This window comes from Blautia sp. TM10-2 (assembly GCF_003480845.1).
Lineage (GTDB): Bacteria > Bacillota > Clostridia > Lachnospirales > Lachnospiraceae > Fusicatenibacter > Fusicatenibacter saccharivorans.
Genome location: NZ_QUJZ01000014.1, coordinates 106,274 through 122,317 on the forward strand (window position 1 = coordinate 106,274; position 16,044 = coordinate 122,317).

Sequence of the window (16,044 nt, forward strand, 5' to 3'; positions counted from 1 at the left end):
GGAGATCACGTATGAAAGAAAAACCATTTTCCAAATATCAGATTTTAGCAAACGCTGTCATGATTATCTGGACGCTTGCCATTATCTTACCGTTTATTCTGTTATTTATGTCTTCTATTACAGATGAAAACACACTGGTAGCGAATGGATACTCCTTCTTTCCGAAGAAGTTCTCCCTCGCGTCCTATTCCTACATCATCAAATCCGGAGGTCAGATTTTGAAGGCCTATGGAGTAAGTATTGGTGTCACGGTAGTCGGAACTCTGTTGAATGTCCTTCTGTCTGCTCTGATGGCCTATCCTTTGTCAGTAAAAAATCTTCCGGGCAGAAATGTGATGATGTTCTTCGTGTTCTTTACCATGCTGTTCAACGGCGGTATCGTTCCATCTTACATTATGTGGACAGGTACCTTCCATATCAAAGATACGATTTTTGCACAGCTGCTTCCAAACTTCCTGCTTTCTGCATGGAATGTTATGATGATTCGAACTTATTTTACCACAAGCATTCCGGATGGATTATACGAGGCGGCAGAGATTGACGGTGCAAGCCAGTTTACCATCTTCTGGAAAATCGTACTTCCGCTTGGAAAACCGATCTTGGTAACAATGGGCACCTTTGCAGGCCTTGCTTACTGGAATGACTGGACCAATGGTCTGTACTATATCGTTAAGAATACAGGTCTGTACAACGTACAGAACCTTCTGAACCAGATGGTACAGAATATTCAGTTCCTGACACAGAGCTCCAACTCGAATGTGACAGCAGCTGCATCGACCATTCCGGCAACGGGAATCCAGATGGCAATTGCATTCGTAGCAATTCTGCCGATTATGCTGATTTTCCCGTCTTTCCAGAAATATTATGCAAAAGGTATCGCTCTTGGCGCAGTCAAAGGCTGATACAGATGGAATGAATCATTAGCAGCGAAAAGGGCTGCTTCGTGATAAACTTATTTTAAGGAGGAATTTTCATATGAAAAGAAAAATGCTTGCTGCTTTTCTGGCAGCGACAATGGTGGGCGGCCTGCTTGTCGGCTGCGGAAACAGTGGAGACACTTCCGGCTCATCCAAGAGCTCTTCTGGAACAACATCAACAGCATCGGCATCTGGCGAGGTAGATGCTTCCGTAACAAAAACAGAGCTTGGTGAGTACACGGAAGAAAATCCTTATCATCTCGTGTTTGCCTTCGTCGAGTTCTACGAGCAGGATGACGCAGCACGTACCGCAGTGCAGGATGCATTGAATGAATACATGATTCCGAAATATCATATTGAAGTGGAATTTCTTCCATTGCAGTATGCAGAATATCAGCAGACGATTCAGCTGATGATTTCCGGTGGTGATGAGCTGGATGTTATGCCAATTTATTACAGCAATGCTTCCAGTTGGATTGCAATGAATGGTATTGTCGATATGAACCAGTATATGGATACTCCGGAGGGACAGGCTATTAAAGATGTGCTTGGTGAAGCAAATGCAACGGTAGGTTCCATGAATGGTATTCTGTTCGGTTTTCCGGCACAGAAGGAATCGGTTGAACTTGGTGGTCTGACTATGAGAGCAGATATCTGTGATGAACTTGGTATCGCAGAGGAATACGGACTGGAGCTGAATCAGGATGAATACACCGGAAAAGTGTATGACTGGTCTGTTGCAACTGAAATTTTCAAGAAAGTAAAAGAAGCACATCCGGAAATGACACCTCTGTATCTGCAGGGAAGTGCAAGCCCGATGAGACGTCTTGCATTTTTCGACGAGTTAGCGGATCAGTTCGGTGTTCTGGATTGGGAGGCTGATCATGACTCCACAACCGTAGTGAACGAGTTTGAAACCGATACTTACAAAGAAGCAGTAACCCAGCTGGCGGAATGGTTTGATGCAGGATACATTTATCCGGATGCGTTGACGGATACACAGGGAGCTGCAGTTATGATGAAGGCTGGAAATACGTTCTCTTATATGTCAGCAATTAAGCCGGGCTATCTTGTTGAGGCAAAGGCATCTACAGGAACAGACTGCTATGCAATGTATTTTGGACAGGATGTAGAAGGTGGATATTCAACTACAAACGTAAGTTTTTATGATACTGGCATCGCAACCAACAGTGCGGATCCGGAAATGGCCTTTAAGTTTATCTCCGCGCTGTATACAGATCCGGAGGTTATGAATCTGTGGCAGAATGGTATTCAGGATGTAAACTATAAAGTTTTGGATGATGGTACTGCTTATTATGTAGATGGTGAAGATGCTTCTAACTTTAAATATCATCAGAATACAGGATGGTTTATGGGCAATCAGTTTAACACATACGTATGGAATGATGGTTCCAAGGATGCAAATTACTGGGATAAACTGCAGCACCATAACGACTGGGCACAGTATTCACCGGCATACGGATTTATGTGGGATTCTTCTGAATACTCTACACAGATCACAGCTCTGCAGAATGCACTGAATACGTATCGTCCAGCACTTGAGACAGGCTCTGTCGGAGTTGCTGGTGTAGAAGAAACACTCCAGAAACTGAATGATGCGCTGTATGCAGCCGGACTGCAGACTGTTATGGATGCAAAACAGGAGCAGCTGGATAAATGGCTGGATGAAAACGGAGGAGCTACAGAAACTCCGCAGTCTAACCTTGATACGATTGCAGCAGCAAAAGAAGCAAACTAACGAAAGATCAACATTAGGTATAATTAGATCTAAGGCAAATACGCCCGGAAACCGTAAAGCTGTGCGGTCTTCGGGCGGATTGCTTTGTATGTTTTTGGCTTTTACAGCAGAAAGGATTTACTATGAAAAAAATGAATTACACATTTTCCGTGCCGGACAACAAACGCGTGCGTATGATTGTCAGCACAGACTGCAAAAATGAGGCGGACGACCAGTTCGCACTGGCACATCACCTGATGACACCGATGTTTATTCTGAAAGGCATCGTTCCGTGTCACTTCAACATGTTCTCCCGCGATTACGGCGATGGCCACACAGCACAGGCGAGCATGGACGAGGTCAATAAAGTGCTGGATCTGATGGATCGGCAGGGCGTATGCCCGGTCTGCAAAGGATCGGAATTTCCGATGAAGGACGAGCAGACTCCGGCCGTGTCGGATGGCGCAAAGCTGATCGCCGAAGAAGCCATGAAAGATGATCCGCATCCGCTGTTCATCGCCTGCCAGGGAGCACTGACCGACGTTGCCTCCGCACTTCTGATGAAACCGGAAATCGCAGACCGCATGACCGCCATCTGGATCGGCGGAGCACCGTATCCGGAAGGGGGAGAAGAGTTCAACCTCCGCCAGGATATCGCAGCTGCAAACGTTGTGATGAAATCCGGCATGAAGGTATGGCAGGTTCCGTCTACCGTATACAAGAAAGTAACAGTTTCTCTTGCCGAGCTGCAGCTTAATGTTCAGCCATGTGGAGAAATTGGAAATTATCTGTATCAGCAGATGGTAGACTTTAACAACACCTTCTATCAGTTCCAGGAATGGCCGCACGGCGAAATCTGGGGTCTCGGCGATTCTCCGACAGTTGGGTTGCTGCTGGCAGAGGTACAGCGTACCGACCTCTATGAAATGGTAGAAGCGCCGGAAATCAGCTATGAGGACATGAGCTATCACTTCACCGGAAAGAACCGCAAAATTCGCGTTTACCATGATCCGAATGCGGAGCTGACGTTGAGAGACTTTTTTGCGAAACTGAAATTGAATTATGGGATGTGACAGGGACTGCTAATCAAAATCAGAGCCTGTTTGAAAAAAGCTTTCCACAAGATGTGTGTCACAATTTATCGGAAATTTTGTTCGACAGAGGGCGTCGCAGCGGGTTTTTGTATGGACAGAAAGAGCAATATAAAAACAGCCATCTGTGCAAGTTTGTCCAGATGGCTGTCTATCGTAATACTTTCGTTATTTACACACTTCGTCAATATCCACACGGTCGATCATAATATTCAGGATCTCCGTATCGGTATCTTTCATGCCGACTCTTCCGATGTATCCCATACTCTTGATCGTATCCTCGACATCTTCCCGCACGATACCTTCGCCCGGCTGGAAACTTCTGTGATGCTGGCCCATGTAGTGGGCGAGAATAGCAGCGTCAACAGCGGATGCAATTTTCGCCGCACAGGAGGATTTTGCGCCGTCGCAGACAATACCGCCGACGTTTCCAATGGTGTTGACGATCGTCAGACTGACATCTTCATAAGTTCCGCCAGAAAGATAGGTAATGGCGGCACCGGCTCCACAGCCTGCGCTGACGGCGCCGCAGTAAGCGGAAAGACTTCCAATATATTTTTTCTGATGAACCGCAATCAGGTTGCTGACAACGAGTGCGCGGTACAGTTTTTCCTGGGAAACGTTCCATTCTTTTGCAAACTCAATGACAGGAAGGGAAACGGTCATGCCCTGGTTTCCGCTGCCGGAATTGATGACGACCGGAAGAGAGCAGCCGCTCATACGCGCATCGGAGCCTGCCGCTGCACGGGCGCGGGCGCGGATTTTTACGTCATTGCCGTATTCGTTCAGCAGCGTGCGGCCAACCTGTGCACCGTATGGATGACGGAGACCTTCATCGGAAATGGCAGAGTTCATGGTGATCTGACGGTCAAGAATTTCTTTGATGTCTTCGATCTTCACAGTATCGGCAAATTCAAGAATATCCTTGACGTTCAGCACACTTTTATCAACGTATTCAGGGGAATCCTCATGCGCCGCAATCTGATAAAGTATCTCACCATCTTTTACGATGCGTGAAATCAGAGTATGACGGTTTACAATTGTTACTTCTGCACTGTGCTCTCCGGCAATGACTTTTGCAACAATGTAGAGATTTTCTACGCCTTCTTTTAAAGTACAGGTACAGAATCCCTGCTGTACCAGCTTTTTTGTATTTTCAATATCTGCTTCGGTCACATCTTCAAGTACTTCAAGTTCACGTTCGGCACAGCCTCCGACGACGCCAAGCGTTGCCGCAACATCAATTCCCTTCAGGCCATTGGAGTTTGGAACTTTAACACCCTTTACGTTTTTGATGATGTTTCCACTGCAGCAAAGCTCGATCGATTCCGGCATCTGTCCGAGTACTTCGCGTGCTTTTGCTGCCGCATATGCAATGGCAATCGGCTCTGTACAGCCAAGCGCCGGAACAAGCTCGTTTTTTAAAATCTTTACATAACTGTCATATAATTTCTGATCCATGAAAATTCTCCTGTATAGTTTTTTATGCGTTATCAACTGGTAAATCTTGCATTTCTTTCTGATTATACTATTGATATATCACTGATAATATCAGATGTCAAGTAAAGAATTGCAATTTGTGAATTAACATCATGCATTGACGCAGAAAAGAAAAGATGATACGATAAAAACAGTAAAATACTGAAATCGGAGGTAATCATTGGAGAATAGCAAAACTGTAACATTTTCACTTGGTGGAATGATTTTCGAATATGATGAGAAAAAGAATAAAATTAATATAGAAAAACATGGAATTTCATTTAAAAGTGCTGCCCGTGTATTTTTTGATTATGATCGAATAGAATATTATGATGAGGAAAATAGTAATGTTGAAGATCGATATGATATCATAGGTGATTTATCTGCAGGGACAGCGCAAATAGAGCGTGATACAGAGATTATGATCGGAAATATAAAAAGTGATGATGTTTTGTTTGTAGTGTATACGGAAAGAATACGGAAAAATGAAAATGGGGCAGAAATAGATGTGACAAGATTAATCTCCGCAAGATATGCAACCAATTTTGAAAGGGGGCTTTATTATGGTAAATACTAAAGAAATGACAGAAAGCCTGATAAAAGAACTCGCTTTTTCAGAAGAAGAATTAAGGGAACTAAAAGCAGCAAAAGAAAAACCTATTGTATTTGATGAAGATTGTCCGGAAACGACTCCAGAACGGGCGCTAAAATTTCGACGGGTAAATCCGCCGAGGGGAGCAGGCAAAAAAAGAGCATAAAAATTTGTGATCTCCGTAAAACCAGAAAATCCTAGTTTTACGGAGATCTTTTCAGAATAAATTGTATTTTCCTTTAAAGTGTCCTATACTGAAAAGGAGCAAAAATACACACCACCCTTTCATTTGGAGGATTTTTATGCAGAAGATTACGTTTCGAAAATTAGCTGGAGAAAAATATATTTACCCGGAACTGCAGGGACACTTTATCGAGTTTCTTGGCTCCTGTATTTATGATGGAATCTGGGTTGGAGAGGATTCGGAGATTCCGAATTATCATGGAATCCGAAAAGACCTTGTTGATGCATTTCAGAAGCTGCACCCGCCGGTGATCCGCTGGCCTGGCGGATGTTTTGCGGATGTATATCACTGGCGGAACGGCATAGGTCCGCGGGAGCAGCGGCCGGTTACATACAATGAAAACTTCGGTACTTTCGAGACGGATCCCAATCAGTTCGGTATGCACGAGATGATGGAATTTTGCGAGATGATCGGCGCGAAGCCATGGTTTAATATCAATATGATGACCGGCTCTCCATCCGAGATGCGAGAGTGGATGGAGTACTGTAACCGCAAAGAGCCGACGGCACTTTCGCAGGAACGAAAAACAAACGGCCATGAAAAACCGTTCGAGATTGAATACTGGGGTATCGGAAATGAAGTATGGGACGGCGGCGGAAAAATGACGCCGCAGATGTATGCGAACGAATACCGGAAATTCAGTTCCTCCTGTCCGTCGTTTGGAGGCGGCGATCAGACATTTTCCATGAAATGCATCGCCAGCGGCCCGGATGGAAATAAGCCGAAAGAACGTGCTGCGTGGACAAAAGATTTCTTTAAGGAAATGGGAAAATACCGGATGCCGTCTCTCTATGGCTACGATCTCCATTTTTACAACTGGAATCTGAAGCAGCTTCAGACCGAGAAGAAATTTGATGAGAAACAGTGGTATGATGTGATCAATGGATGCAAAGAGCTGGAAAATGTCATTCACGAGCAGCGCCGCCTGATAGACGCTGGTCTTGAGGCACTTCCGAAACCGGAGGGTCCGTTCCAGGCGGCACCGAGAAAATGTGAACTGATTGTCGGTGAGTGGGGCAACTGGCACAGCAGTGCATTTAATGCGCGCCCGGCGCTGTATCAGCAGTGTACGATGCGCGATGCCGTTACAACTGCACTGACGCTCGACATCTTCCACCGCAATACCGGGGATGTGCGCATGGCATGTGTGGCACAGTCTGTCAATGTCCTGAATTCCCTGTTCCTGACGGATGGTGAGCATTGTATTCTGACACCAAACTACGATGTGTTCGATATGTATCAGGTGCATCAGGGTGCGTATACGCTTGGCTTTGAGGAAAAGAACAAAGATCCTGAGGTCTGCATCTTTGCTTCGATCAAAAATGATGATATCTACGTCAACCTCGTAAATACAAGCTACAGCGAATCAAAGAAAATCGAATTGAAATTCAAACAGTGTCCGGAATTTGTTGAGGCCAAAACACTGTACTCCAAAGATCCGCAGAACTACAACGATGCGAAACATCCGAACCGAGTCCGCTGCAAAGAAGGAAAAGCACCTGCACGGGAAAAAGACTCCTTCCAGATTGCACTGCCGGCGGCTTCGGTCAGCGTTTATCATTTCAGAAAAACAGAAACAGAAAAGTAATACATACAAAACGGGCCGCCCCGGGGAAAAGGATTGTTCCCACAGGGCGGCTCATTTCTATTACAAAAATAATTCAATCACAAACACCACGGCACAGCATGCCACCGAAACCTGAAACAGGCTTGCACCGAACCATGCGGCTGCGATGCCGACGACAAGCGCGAGTGCGCCGGAAACAGGGCTCTGTGTTGCATGGACAATCGCCGGGAAGGTCATGACTGACAGCGTCACGTATGGAACGTAGTACAGAAACGACTGAATAAACTGATTTTTAATCGGCTTCCGAATCAGCGTCAGCGGCAGAATCCGGATTGTGTAGGAAAACAGAGCCATGACGGCGATATAGATATAATTATTGTACATCAGCATTTTCCTCCTCTGTCTTTACCGGGAACAGGATAGCTCCGGCGCAGGAAATCAGAACGGTGAGCAGAATCGTTCTGGTTCCGTCGGAGAGAGTGGAGATGCCCGGGAGATAGTTGCAGATAAAGCTTAAGAAAAAGCTGACGGCAACAAGACCCGCTACCACACGGCTCTTTCGCGCCGGGGGAATGATGATTGCAAGGAACATGCCGTACAGCGCCACGCTTAAGGCACTGACAGCGCGCAGCGGCAGCAGATTTCCGGCAATAATACCAAGAGCCGTGCCGATCGACCACGCGGGAGCAGCGACGAGAATGGCACCGTATGTATAATACGGATTCAGCCAGCCCGGGCGCGCGATTGTGATGCCAAACAGTTCATCCGTTACATCGTAACCAATGAGAAAACGGTGGAAAAACGGCGTGTCCGGCGAAAAGCGCTGGGCAAGCGCACAGCTCATCAGAAGATACCGCGCATTGGCGATGAGCGTAATGATAGCGACCTGCAGATAGCCTGCGTTGGCGGCAATCAGTGTAAAGGCAGCGTATTCTCCGGCGGAAGCATTGTTGAAAAGACTGGCGAGAAAGCCCTGAAAAGGACTAAGACCTGCCTTACGCGCTGCAATGCCGAGCGAAAACGAGACCGCAAAATAGCCAAGCCCGATCGGAATGCCATCGCGGATTCCGTTGACCAGAACCTGGCGGGAAAATGAATAAGATCTTTGTGAACTCATAAAAAGCTACTTCCTTTTCCTTCGCAGAAGCTAGAGCATGTCTGAAAAATCATTTCCGTAATCTGAGATTCGCAGCTTACGGAAATGATTTTTCAGACATGCTCTGGCATCTGGCAAAAATGTTGGGGTCAAGAGATCAAAAATCCTCTTGCAAGCGAGCTTGCACCGGCTTTTTGATCTTTTGCCCTGATATCTGATGAAAATTATAGCAAGTTTCGACAGGTTCGTAAACTCTTATTTTGTTCTCGTTCGTTTCACGCAGCCACTGCTTACACCTGCGTTTCTAAGTCTGTTGAACTGAATTGTATAAAATTATGTACAAAAACAGAAGATAAAGCTTGAAAATAGAAGAAAAATCCATTAATATCTATGTATACAAAAAACATTGCCGAAGGTGGTGCCTACGATGAAACTGCGTGCGCTTGCAAAAATAAATCTTGGTCTTGATGTGACCGGAAAAAGAGAGGATGGTTACCATGAAGTCCGCATGGTAATGCAGACGATCCAGATGTACGATCAGCTGGAAATAAAGGAGAGCAAAGAACCCGGAATAAGGCTTACAACCAATCTGCCGTTCCTTCCGTGTAATGACGGAAATCTCGTATACAAAGCGGCAAAGATTCTGATGGATGAATTCGATATCCGTCAGGGTGTCGATATGAACCTGACAAAATTTATCCCGGTAGCGGCCGGCATGGCGGGCGGAAGCTCGGATGCGGCAGCAGCACTGGTAGGAATTAACCGCATGTTTCAGCTTGGTCTGACAAAACGCCAGCTGATGGAGCGGGGTGTGCAGATCGGAGCGGATGTTCCGTACTGTGTGATGCGCGGTACAGCGCTGGCAGAAGGAATCGGCGAAAAGCTGACATCCCTTCCCGGCGTACCGATGTGCTACGTGCTGATCGGAAAACCGGGCATCAATGTTTCGACGAAATTTGTCTATGGAAACCTGCATCTTGATGAGGTGACGGAGCATCCGGATATCGACGGCATGGTAGAGGCGATCCGAAATCATGACCTGTACGGCATCACGGACCGCATGGGAAATGTGCTGGAATCCGTGACGTGTCCGGCGTATCCGGTGATCGATGAGATCAAGGCACAGATGATGAAAAACGGTGCGGTCAATGCGATGATGAGCGGCAGCGGCCCGACCGTATTCGGCATTTTCGACGATCCGGACAAGGCAGAATTTGCCCGCGATCAGTTAAAAATAAGCGGACTGTCGAAACAGACATTCCTGACTACAGTATCAAAACCGGGAGGTACAAAGTATGGCAAAAAATGAGTTAGACCTGCAGATGGAGGATTATCAGTACCTTCCGCTCCGCGATGTCGTGTTCCGCACGCTGCGCCAGGCGATTCTGCGCGGGGAGTTAAAGCCGGGAGAGCGGCTTATGGAAATCCGGCTGGCAAATCAGCTTGGCGTTTCACGTACGCCGATCCGTGAAGCGATTCGCATGCTGGAACTGGATGGCCTTGTAATCATGGTGCCGCGCAAGGGTGCACAGGTGGCGCAGATCACGGAAAAAGATCTGAACGATGTGCTGGAGGTGCGGCTCGGACTGGAGGAGCTGGCGGTAAAACTGGCGTGTCAGCGGATTACAGAGAGCGAACTGCAGAAGCTTTATCAGGCATCGCGCAGCTTTGAACAAATGCTGGAGACAACAGAGACGGATGATCTGCAGAAGCTTGCACAGGCAGATGTGGTATTCCATGATGTGATTTATCAGGCGACGAACAACGAGCGCCTGATTCAGCTGCTGAACAATCTGCGGGAGCAAATGTACCGTTACCGGATTGAATATTTAAAGGATGTAAAATCCCGACGTTCCCTGGTCGAGGAGCACGATGCCCTCTATGAACGTATGAAAAATCGGGATCTTGCAGGCGCACAGAAGATGATCCGCGAGCATATCGAGCGACAGCAGGAGAGTATTATGCAGACCGTACATCACCAGAGCATGACGGGTGTAGAAGAAAAATAAAAGCGTATAAAATTTCGAAAAAGGAACATTCTGTTACAGAGTAAAAAAATCGTGACAGAATGTTTTTTTATGGAATTTTGCAGAGTATATTTCTCCAGATGGTTTTTCGGAAGCTTTCAAAAGGAGGAGAAGGAGGGACGCAGGCATGGAAAAAAAGAAGACGCAGATTTCACTCACACTGGCGGAAAATGAAAGCGTGATCCGTACATGGTGTGAAAATTGCGATGATATTCAGATCCGCCCGATGAAACTCGGCAAAACGGGCGGAACCGGTGCGCTGCTGATCTACGTAGAAGTGGCGGTGAGCTGCGTTATGTTGAAGGATTCCGTGATCGGGAAGCTGTTGAACCGTCTGATGGAGGTTCCCGAGGCAGATATCCCGGGGGTTTTCTCGGAAAATCAGCTCGGAATTTCGGACGCAGTGGAATTTGATACCATGGAAGCTGCGTTCGCTTCCATGCTTGCGGGAAATGCAATTCTTTTTGTGGATCATTATGACCGTGCAGTCAAGATCGGATCGAAGGGTTATCCCAATTTAGGAGTGCAAAAAGCGGAGTCCGAAAAAGTGCTGCGCGGCTCAAACGAGGGCTTTTCCGATTCCGTCAAAACCAACACGGCACTCGTCCGCAAGCGTCTGCGGACCACCGATCTGAAAGTGGAGGAGATACATTTTGGTGCGCGTTCTGATACGGTTCTGGCTCTGGTGTATGAGAAAGAGTTGATTTATCCGAAATTTCTGGAAGAGGTAAAACAGCAGATTGCCGGCTGGGAGGTGGACGGCGTTTTTGACAGCGGCATGGTCGAGCAGCTCTGCGAACCGCAGTGGAAATCGCCGTTCCCGCGATTCGAGACGACCGAACGGCCGGACCGCGCGGCGATGGAGATTCTGGACGGAAGAATCCTGCTTTTATGTGATAATTCCCCGGTCGGGATTCTCTTCCCGGCATCATTTGACAGCTTTTTAAAGGTCAGTGAGGACCGGTATCATCATTTTCTGATCGTCTCATTTGAGCGGCTGCTGCGGTATGCGGCGGTCTTTCTCACCCTGTGGATTTCGGGCGGATACCTGGCTGTCACGGGCTTTCACACACAGGTGCTTCCGACCAAACTCCTGCTGGCGTTCGCCGAAGCGCGGAAAGGCGTTCCGTTCCCCGGCATTCTGGAAATTCTTCTGATGGAATTTGCTTTTGAACTGATCCGCGAGGCCGGTGTGCGCATGCCGGGGCCGCTTGGCGGGACGATCGGAATTGTGGGCGGGCTGATCATCGGAGATGCAGCGGTTTCCGCCAATCTGGTAAGCCCGATGACCGTCGTTGTGGTTGCGGTTTCGGCGCTCTGTTCGCTGGCGATTCCGAACGAAGAGTTCGGTGCGCCGTTCCGGCTGCTGAAATTCGGCTTCATTTTGCTCGGCGGATGGCTCGGCATTTTCGGCATGGCGCTCGGCACGTTTCTTCTCGCAGGTCATCTCGCCGGGCTTATGAGTTTTGGTATTCCCTATCTGATGCCGTTTGTCGGGAAAGGACTTGCGGGCTACCATGCGCCGAAGGATTCCGTATGGCGGCCCCCGCTGCATCAGATGCGGGAGCGGCCGGTCTTTACAAAGCGCGATCAGAGAGTGCGGCTGCGGAAAAACAGAAAAGCTGCGGAGCCGGAAGAAAAACAGGAAAGGGGAGAGTGACGCATGTTTTCGGAAAATGACAGAATTTCACAGCGCCAGATGGAACGCCAGATCGTGCTCGTTCTGCTCTGCCCGGCGTTCTGGCAGCTCGCGGCGTACGGCGCATCGGACGGCCTGCCCGGTATGGCAGGGATTTTCGTTGGATATGGGCTGCTGGCGGTGTGGTGCATTTATCTCGTGCGCCTTGGCGGGCTTTACTGCCGCCTGGAAAGCGTGATGGGAAAGGCTGGGAAACTCCTTCTGGCAGTGATGTATCTGTGTTATCTGCTTTTCCTCGGCGGAACACTGCTTCGCAGAATGGCGGAGCTTGCCGCCGCGTATCTGACAGCGGGTGTACCGCAGGAGCTCTGCGGACTGTTTCTGCTCGCGGCGGCCGGGTTTGGTGTCGGCAGTGAAGTACAGAAAAGAGGACGGCTGGCGGAAGCACTCTATCCGTGGATTGTGGGCGGGATTTTGATTCTGCTTCTGCTGACGGTTCCGCAGATGCATTTTTCCTCGTTTGAGGATGCCTGGGAGACAGCAAAGTCTGTTGAAATTGTGGATAACGGAATACTTTTTGGGTGGAATGTGTGGAGAACACTGGAAAATGGAACACCGATTGCGCTGCTGCCGTTTTTACTGGGGCATGTGCAGAAAGAGCACAGGAGTGTCATTCTTCCGGTGACGCAGAGTATCTGGAAAACGGGGCTTCTTGTAATTGCAGGAAGCATGGCGCTGCTCGGCGTTTTCGGCCGGCGCGGCACGGCTGCGGCGCAGGACCCGCTCTTACTGTTAATGGCAGGAACGAGCCTGCCGGGTGGATTTCTGGAGCGGTTTGATATTCTGTGGATGGCATTTCTTTTGATGGGACTGCTGTTCACACTGGGAAGTCTGCTGTTTTACGTATCGCTGATCGGAGAGAAGACGGGACTGTGGAAACCGCAGAATCTCTATGTACGGATCGGTACAGTGCTTTTTATATGGCTGCTGTCATGCGCGGAAAGCGGCTGGTCGGTCCGATACGGTTACTTTCCGTTTTTCCTTGCCATCACGGTGCTGCTCGGCTTCTGCCAGAAGCATATGAAAAAACTGCGGCTTGTGTGTCTGGCGCTGGGCAGTATGATTTTCCTGTCATCCTGCGGGGCAGTAGAGCCGGAAAAGCGGCTGTATCCACTGGCGGTTGCCTTTGATTATGTGTCGGAAGAGGCGACTGCGCCGGAAAACAGTGAAACTGGGGAAGAAACCGGGACGGCGGTCAGTGAGAGCGGCGGAGAAAAGGAGACGGCTGGCGGTAAATGGCGCGTCTGGTATGCGCCTGCGAATCTTGCGGTGGTGACCGGCCAGGGAAAGGATGAGCAGGAGGAGGGAACCGACGAGGACCCTGCATCGCTGTTCTTTGAAGCGGAGACGTTTGAGGAGATTGCGCAGCAATATGACAGCACAGAGGAATATGATCTCGACACCGGACACGTCCAGGCGATTGTATTTTCCGATGCACTGCTCAGTGACCGGGGACGGATGGAAGAACTGTTGAAGTACCTGGAACAGGACCGTGCGCTTGGGCACAGTGCCTATCTGTTTCACGCAGAAAAACCAGAAGATATCATGGAGCAGAACGGAAAACAGGTGGAGTCTGTCGGTGAGTACCTGTGCGGAATTTATGACAACCGGGTGAAAAGAAAAGAGGCGGTGACACTGGCGGACTTGTGCTATGCGTGGGAAAACGAAAGGAGCATTCTGTGGATTCCGAAAGCGCCGTAAAAGGTTTAAAGTGTATGGAATATCGGAGCGGGCAGTGAGTGTCTGTGTATAAAAGTTTTGAAATCCGGCAAAACTGGAAAAAACAGGAGGCAGCATATGAATGAGAAAAAAGCACAGAGCCGGAAACGGAATCAAAATCAGACACAGAAGAAATCCAGGGACAGGCAGGCGCAGCCCCGAAATACATTTGGGAACCAGTATAGAAGTCAATTCCAGGCGGCATTTCAAATTTTCTGCCGCCGCTGGCTCCCCGTCTGCATTGCGGCGCTGATCCTTTCCGGAACCGCCAATCTTCTCCGCGAGTCCCGTCTGCAGCAGGAAGTCGCTGCAAAGATCGTGCGCTTTCACGTAAGAGCCAACAGCGACTGCGCCTCCGACCAGCAGATCAAGCTTCAGGTACGCGATGCCGTTGCCGAAGAACTGCAGACGATCCTGCACGGAGCCGAAACAAAAGCAGAAACCGAAGAAATCCTGCGTGAAAACGAGCCCTCCATCCGTGCCGCCGCCCTTCAGACGCTGCGCGCAGGAGGCAGTACTGACGATATCACCGTAACGTACGGAAAAGCCAGTTTTGAGGAAAAAGAAACGGGCAATTATATTCTCCCCGCCGGAACGTACGACGCTCTTCAGATCAACATCGGCAGAGCCAAAGGGCACAACTGGTGGTGCATGCTGTACCCGTCCATCTGCTTTTCGGATGCCCTGCGCCCCGTAAACGAGGACGGCGAAAGTGCAGAAAAAGTCGAAAAAAGCCGGATTCCGCTGCAGAATCTGTTGAGTGACGCCGCCTACCGCGAAATCCTGAAAAGTGACTGGATTTCGTTCCGGTTTTTCTGGCGTTAGGCGGATTTTTCGAAAGACTTTCAAGAGAAATGATTGCAATATTCCTCCATTCGGGTTAAAATAATGTATCAGCGACCTATTTTAATCAGGGTCGTGAAATGAAAAAAGAAATGTAAAAATTCAGATATATAATATAGAAATGAACCCCATTCGGCATGACAAAAAAGTAATGCCGGATGAAAAATGGAGGAAAGTATGAAAGCAGACAGACAGGCGCCGATCGGCGTCTTTGATTCCGGTGTCGGCGGACTGACCGTAGTGCGTGAGATTATGCGAAACCTGCCCGACGAACGAATCGTATATTTTGGAGATACCGCGCGTGTGCCGTACGGTTCCAAATCGAAGAACACCGTCATCCGTTATTCCCGCCAGATCGTACACTTTCTGGAAACCCAGCAGGTCAAGGCAATCGTCATCGCCTGCAACACCGCAAGTGCGCTGGCACTCGATACGATCGAAAAAGAGATTGATCTCCCGATCATCGGCGTGGTAAAACCGGGTGCACAGATGGCCGTCGAGACGACGCAGAACAAGCGCGTCGGCGTCATCGCAACCGAGAGCACTATTCAGAGCGGCCTCTACCAGCAGCTCATTACCGAGGCAGATCCGGCGATCACCGTTTACGGAAAACCGTGTCCGCTGTTCGTGCCGCTCGTGGAAGAGGGCTGGACAAAAGATCCGATCACCGAGGAAGTGGCGCGCCGCTATCTGGCAGAGATTCTGGATAAAGACATCGACACGCTGATTATGGGATGCACCCACTATCCGCTGCTGCGTTCTCTGCTGCGGAAAGTAGTCGGAGAAAAAGTAACACTCGTCAACCCGGCATACGAAACCTCACAGGCACTGTGCAGACTGCTGCGGGAGCTGGATCTGGAGAATCCTGGAAACGATGAGCTGGGCCGTCAGAAATACCAGTTCTTCGCAAGCGACGGCGTGGAGCGGTTCAATGCCTTCGCACATTCCGTTCTGCCGGAGCAGATCAGCGATACGAAACAGGTACAGATTGAAAACTATTAAAAACGACATACAGAAAAGAGAGAGGAACAT

Annotated in this window: 16 protein-coding genes; 12 read left to right on the forward strand and 4 right to left on the reverse strand. The window is 48.8% G+C overall.

What is annotated here, in order from left to right; genetic code table 11:
• Positions 1-11: 11 nt before the first annotated feature.
• The 3 genes from DXD92_RS14690 (at position 12) to DXD92_RS14700 (ending at position 3,728) form a co-directional block, all read left to right on the forward strand.
• Positions 12-902, forward strand: coding sequence for a carbohydrate ABC transporter permease (locus DXD92_RS14690; protein ID WP_055226220.1), 891 nt, complete (start codon positions 12-14; stop codon positions 900-902).
• A gap of 73 nt (positions 903-975) precedes the next feature.
• A complete protein-coding gene (locus tag DXD92_RS14695; RefSeq protein ID WP_117801836.1) occupies positions 976-2,676 on the forward strand; it encodes an ABC transporter substrate-binding protein in 1,701 nt (566 codons plus the stop codon).
• 122 nt (positions 2,677-2,798) lie between these two features.
• Complete coding sequence (locus DXD92_RS14700) at positions 2,799-3,728, forward strand: nucleoside hydrolase (protein ID WP_070103170.1); 930 nt, start codon at positions 2,799-2,801, stop codon at positions 3,726-3,728.
• A gap of 9 nt (positions 3,729-3,737) precedes the next feature.
• On the opposite strand, the gene DXD92_RS19725 is transcribed toward DXD92_RS14700, so the two are convergent.
• Both DXD92_RS19725 and DXD92_RS14705 read right to left on the reverse strand, forming a co-directional pair.
• Positions 3,738-3,857: a DUF6783 domain-containing protein gene (locus tag DXD92_RS19725; RefSeq protein ID WP_368250375.1), complete on the reverse strand. Its 120-nt coding sequence runs from the start codon at positions 3,855-3,857 to the stop codon at positions 3,738-3,740.
• A gap of 57 nt (positions 3,858-3,914) precedes the next feature.
• Positions 3,915-5,207 carry an L-cysteine desulfidase family protein gene (locus DXD92_RS14705; RefSeq protein WP_055267159.1) on the reverse strand — a complete coding sequence of 431 codons (1,293 nt, stop codon included), beginning with the start codon at positions 5,205-5,207 and terminating at the stop codon, positions 3,915-3,917.
• A gap of 199 nt (positions 5,208-5,406) precedes the next feature.
• Here DXD92_RS14705 and DXD92_RS14710 point away from each other — a divergent pair, with 199 nt between their 5' ends.
• The 3 genes from DXD92_RS14710 (at position 5,407) to DXD92_RS14720 (ending at position 7,649) form a co-directional block, all read left to right on the forward strand.
• Positions 5,407-5,802, forward strand: a complete 396-nt coding sequence (locus DXD92_RS14710) for a BrnT family toxin (protein WP_330427590.1) — start codon at positions 5,407-5,409, stop codon at positions 5,800-5,802.
• Positions 5,789-5,983, forward strand: coding sequence for a hypothetical protein (locus tag DXD92_RS14715; protein ID WP_055226225.1), 195 nt, complete (start codon positions 5,789-5,791; stop codon positions 5,981-5,983). The genes DXD92_RS14710 and DXD92_RS14715 overlap by 14 nt, the downstream gene beginning before the upstream one ends.
• Positions 5,984-6,119: 136 nt before the next feature.
• On the forward strand, positions 6,120-7,649 hold the full coding sequence (locus tag DXD92_RS14720; RefSeq protein ID WP_118595249.1) for an alpha-N-arabinofuranosidase: 1,530 nt from the start codon (positions 6,120-6,122) through the stop codon (positions 7,647-7,649).
• A 60-nt stretch (positions 7,650-7,709) separates the two neighbouring features.
• On the opposite strand, the gene DXD92_RS14725 is transcribed toward DXD92_RS14720, so the two are convergent.
• On the reverse strand, positions 7,710-8,012 hold the full coding sequence (locus DXD92_RS14725; RefSeq protein WP_330427591.1) for an AzlD domain-containing protein: 303 nt from the start codon (positions 8,010-8,012) through the stop codon (positions 7,710-7,712).
• Positions 8,002-8,745 carry an AzlC family ABC transporter permease gene (locus DXD92_RS14730; protein WP_118640869.1) on the reverse strand — a complete coding sequence of 248 codons (744 nt, stop codon included), beginning with the start codon at positions 8,743-8,745 and terminating at the stop codon, positions 8,002-8,004. The genes DXD92_RS14725 and DXD92_RS14730 overlap by 11 nt, the downstream gene beginning before the upstream one ends.
• A gap of 406 nt (positions 8,746-9,151) precedes the next feature.
• Between DXD92_RS14730 and ispE the strand changes: the two genes are divergently transcribed.
• The 6 genes from ispE to murI all read left to right on the forward strand — a co-directional run bounded on the left by ispE (position 9,152) and on the right by murI (position 16,014).
• Complete coding sequence (gene ispE, locus DXD92_RS14735; protein ID WP_055226230.1) at positions 9,152-10,033, forward strand: 4-(cytidine 5'-diphospho)-2-C-methyl-D-erythritol kinase; 882 nt, start codon at positions 9,152-9,154, stop codon at positions 10,031-10,033.
• On the forward strand, positions 10,020-10,733 hold the full coding sequence (locus tag DXD92_RS14740) for a GntR family transcriptional regulator (protein WP_243104918.1): 714 nt from the start codon (positions 10,020-10,022) through the stop codon (positions 10,731-10,733). Before ispE ends, DXD92_RS14740 begins: the two co-directional genes overlap by 14 nt.
• Before the next feature lie 145 nt (positions 10,734-10,878).
• A complete protein-coding gene (locus tag DXD92_RS14745) occupies positions 10,879-12,411 on the forward strand; it encodes a spore germination protein (protein ID WP_118640871.1) in 1,533 nt (510 codons plus the stop codon).
• A 3-nt stretch (positions 12,412-12,414) separates the two neighbouring features.
• Positions 12,415-14,151, forward strand: coding sequence for a GerAB/ArcD/ProY family transporter (locus tag DXD92_RS14750; protein ID WP_118640873.1), 1,737 nt, complete (start codon positions 12,415-12,417; stop codon positions 14,149-14,151).
• A 96-nt stretch (positions 14,152-14,247) separates the two neighbouring features.
• Positions 14,248-14,994, forward strand: a complete 747-nt coding sequence (gene spoIIR / locus DXD92_RS14755; protein ID WP_118640875.1) for a stage II sporulation protein R — start codon at positions 14,248-14,250, stop codon at positions 14,992-14,994.
• A gap of 195 nt (positions 14,995-15,189) precedes the next feature.
• Positions 15,190-16,014 (forward strand): glutamate racemase, encoded by an 825-nt coding sequence (murI, locus tag DXD92_RS14760; protein WP_022462144.1) that lies wholly within the window; start codon positions 15,190-15,192, stop codon positions 16,012-16,014.
• The last annotated feature ends 30 nt before the right edge of the window (positions 16,015-16,044 follow it).

Bases quoted from the DNA above. Each gene is read 5' to 3' on its own strand.
- DXD92_RS14690 (WP_055226220.1), top strand. From the start codon at position 12: ATGAAAGAAAAACCATTTTCCAAATATCAGATTTTAGCAAACGCTGTC.
- DXD92_RS14695 (WP_117801836.1), top strand. From the start codon at position 976: ATGAAAAGAAAAATGCTTGCTGCTTTTCTGGCAGCGACAATGGTGGGC.
- DXD92_RS14700 (WP_070103170.1), top strand. From the start codon at position 2,799: ATGAAAAAAATGAATTACACATTTTCCGTGCCGGACAACAAACGCGTG.
- DXD92_RS14705 (WP_055267159.1), bottom strand. From the start codon at position 5,207: ATGGATCAGAAATTATATGACAGTTATGTAAAGATTTTAAAAAACGAG.
- DXD92_RS14715 (WP_055226225.1), top strand. From the start codon at position 5,789: ATGGTAAATACTAAAGAAATGACAGAAAGCCTGATAAAAGAACTCGCT.
- DXD92_RS14720 (WP_118595249.1), top strand. From the start codon at position 6,120: ATGCAGAAGATTACGTTTCGAAAATTAGCTGGAGAAAAATATATTTAC.
- DXD92_RS14725 (WP_330427591.1), bottom strand. From the start codon at position 8,012: ATGTACAATAATTATATCTATATCGCCGTCATGGCTCTGTTTTCCTAC.
- DXD92_RS14730 (WP_118640869.1), bottom strand. From the start codon at position 8,745: ATGAGTTCACAAAGATCTTATTCATTTTCCCGCCAGGTTCTGGTCAAC.
- ispE (WP_055226230.1), top strand. From the start codon at position 9,152: ATGAAACTGCGTGCGCTTGCAAAAATAAATCTTGGTCTTGATGTGACC.
- DXD92_RS14740 (WP_243104918.1), top strand. From the start codon at position 10,020: ATGGCAAAAAATGAGTTAGACCTGCAGATGGAGGATTATCAGTACCTT.
- DXD92_RS14745 (WP_118640871.1), top strand. From the start codon at position 10,879: ATGGAAAAAAAGAAGACGCAGATTTCACTCACACTGGCGGAAAATGAA.
- DXD92_RS14750 (WP_118640873.1), top strand. From the start codon at position 12,415: ATGTTTTCGGAAAATGACAGAATTTCACAGCGCCAGATGGAACGCCAG.
- spoIIR (WP_118640875.1), top strand. From the start codon at position 14,248: ATGAATGAGAAAAAAGCACAGAGCCGGAAACGGAATCAAAATCAGACA.
- murI (WP_022462144.1), top strand. From the start codon at position 15,190: ATGAAAGCAGACAGACAGGCGCCGATCGGCGTCTTTGATTCCGGTGTC.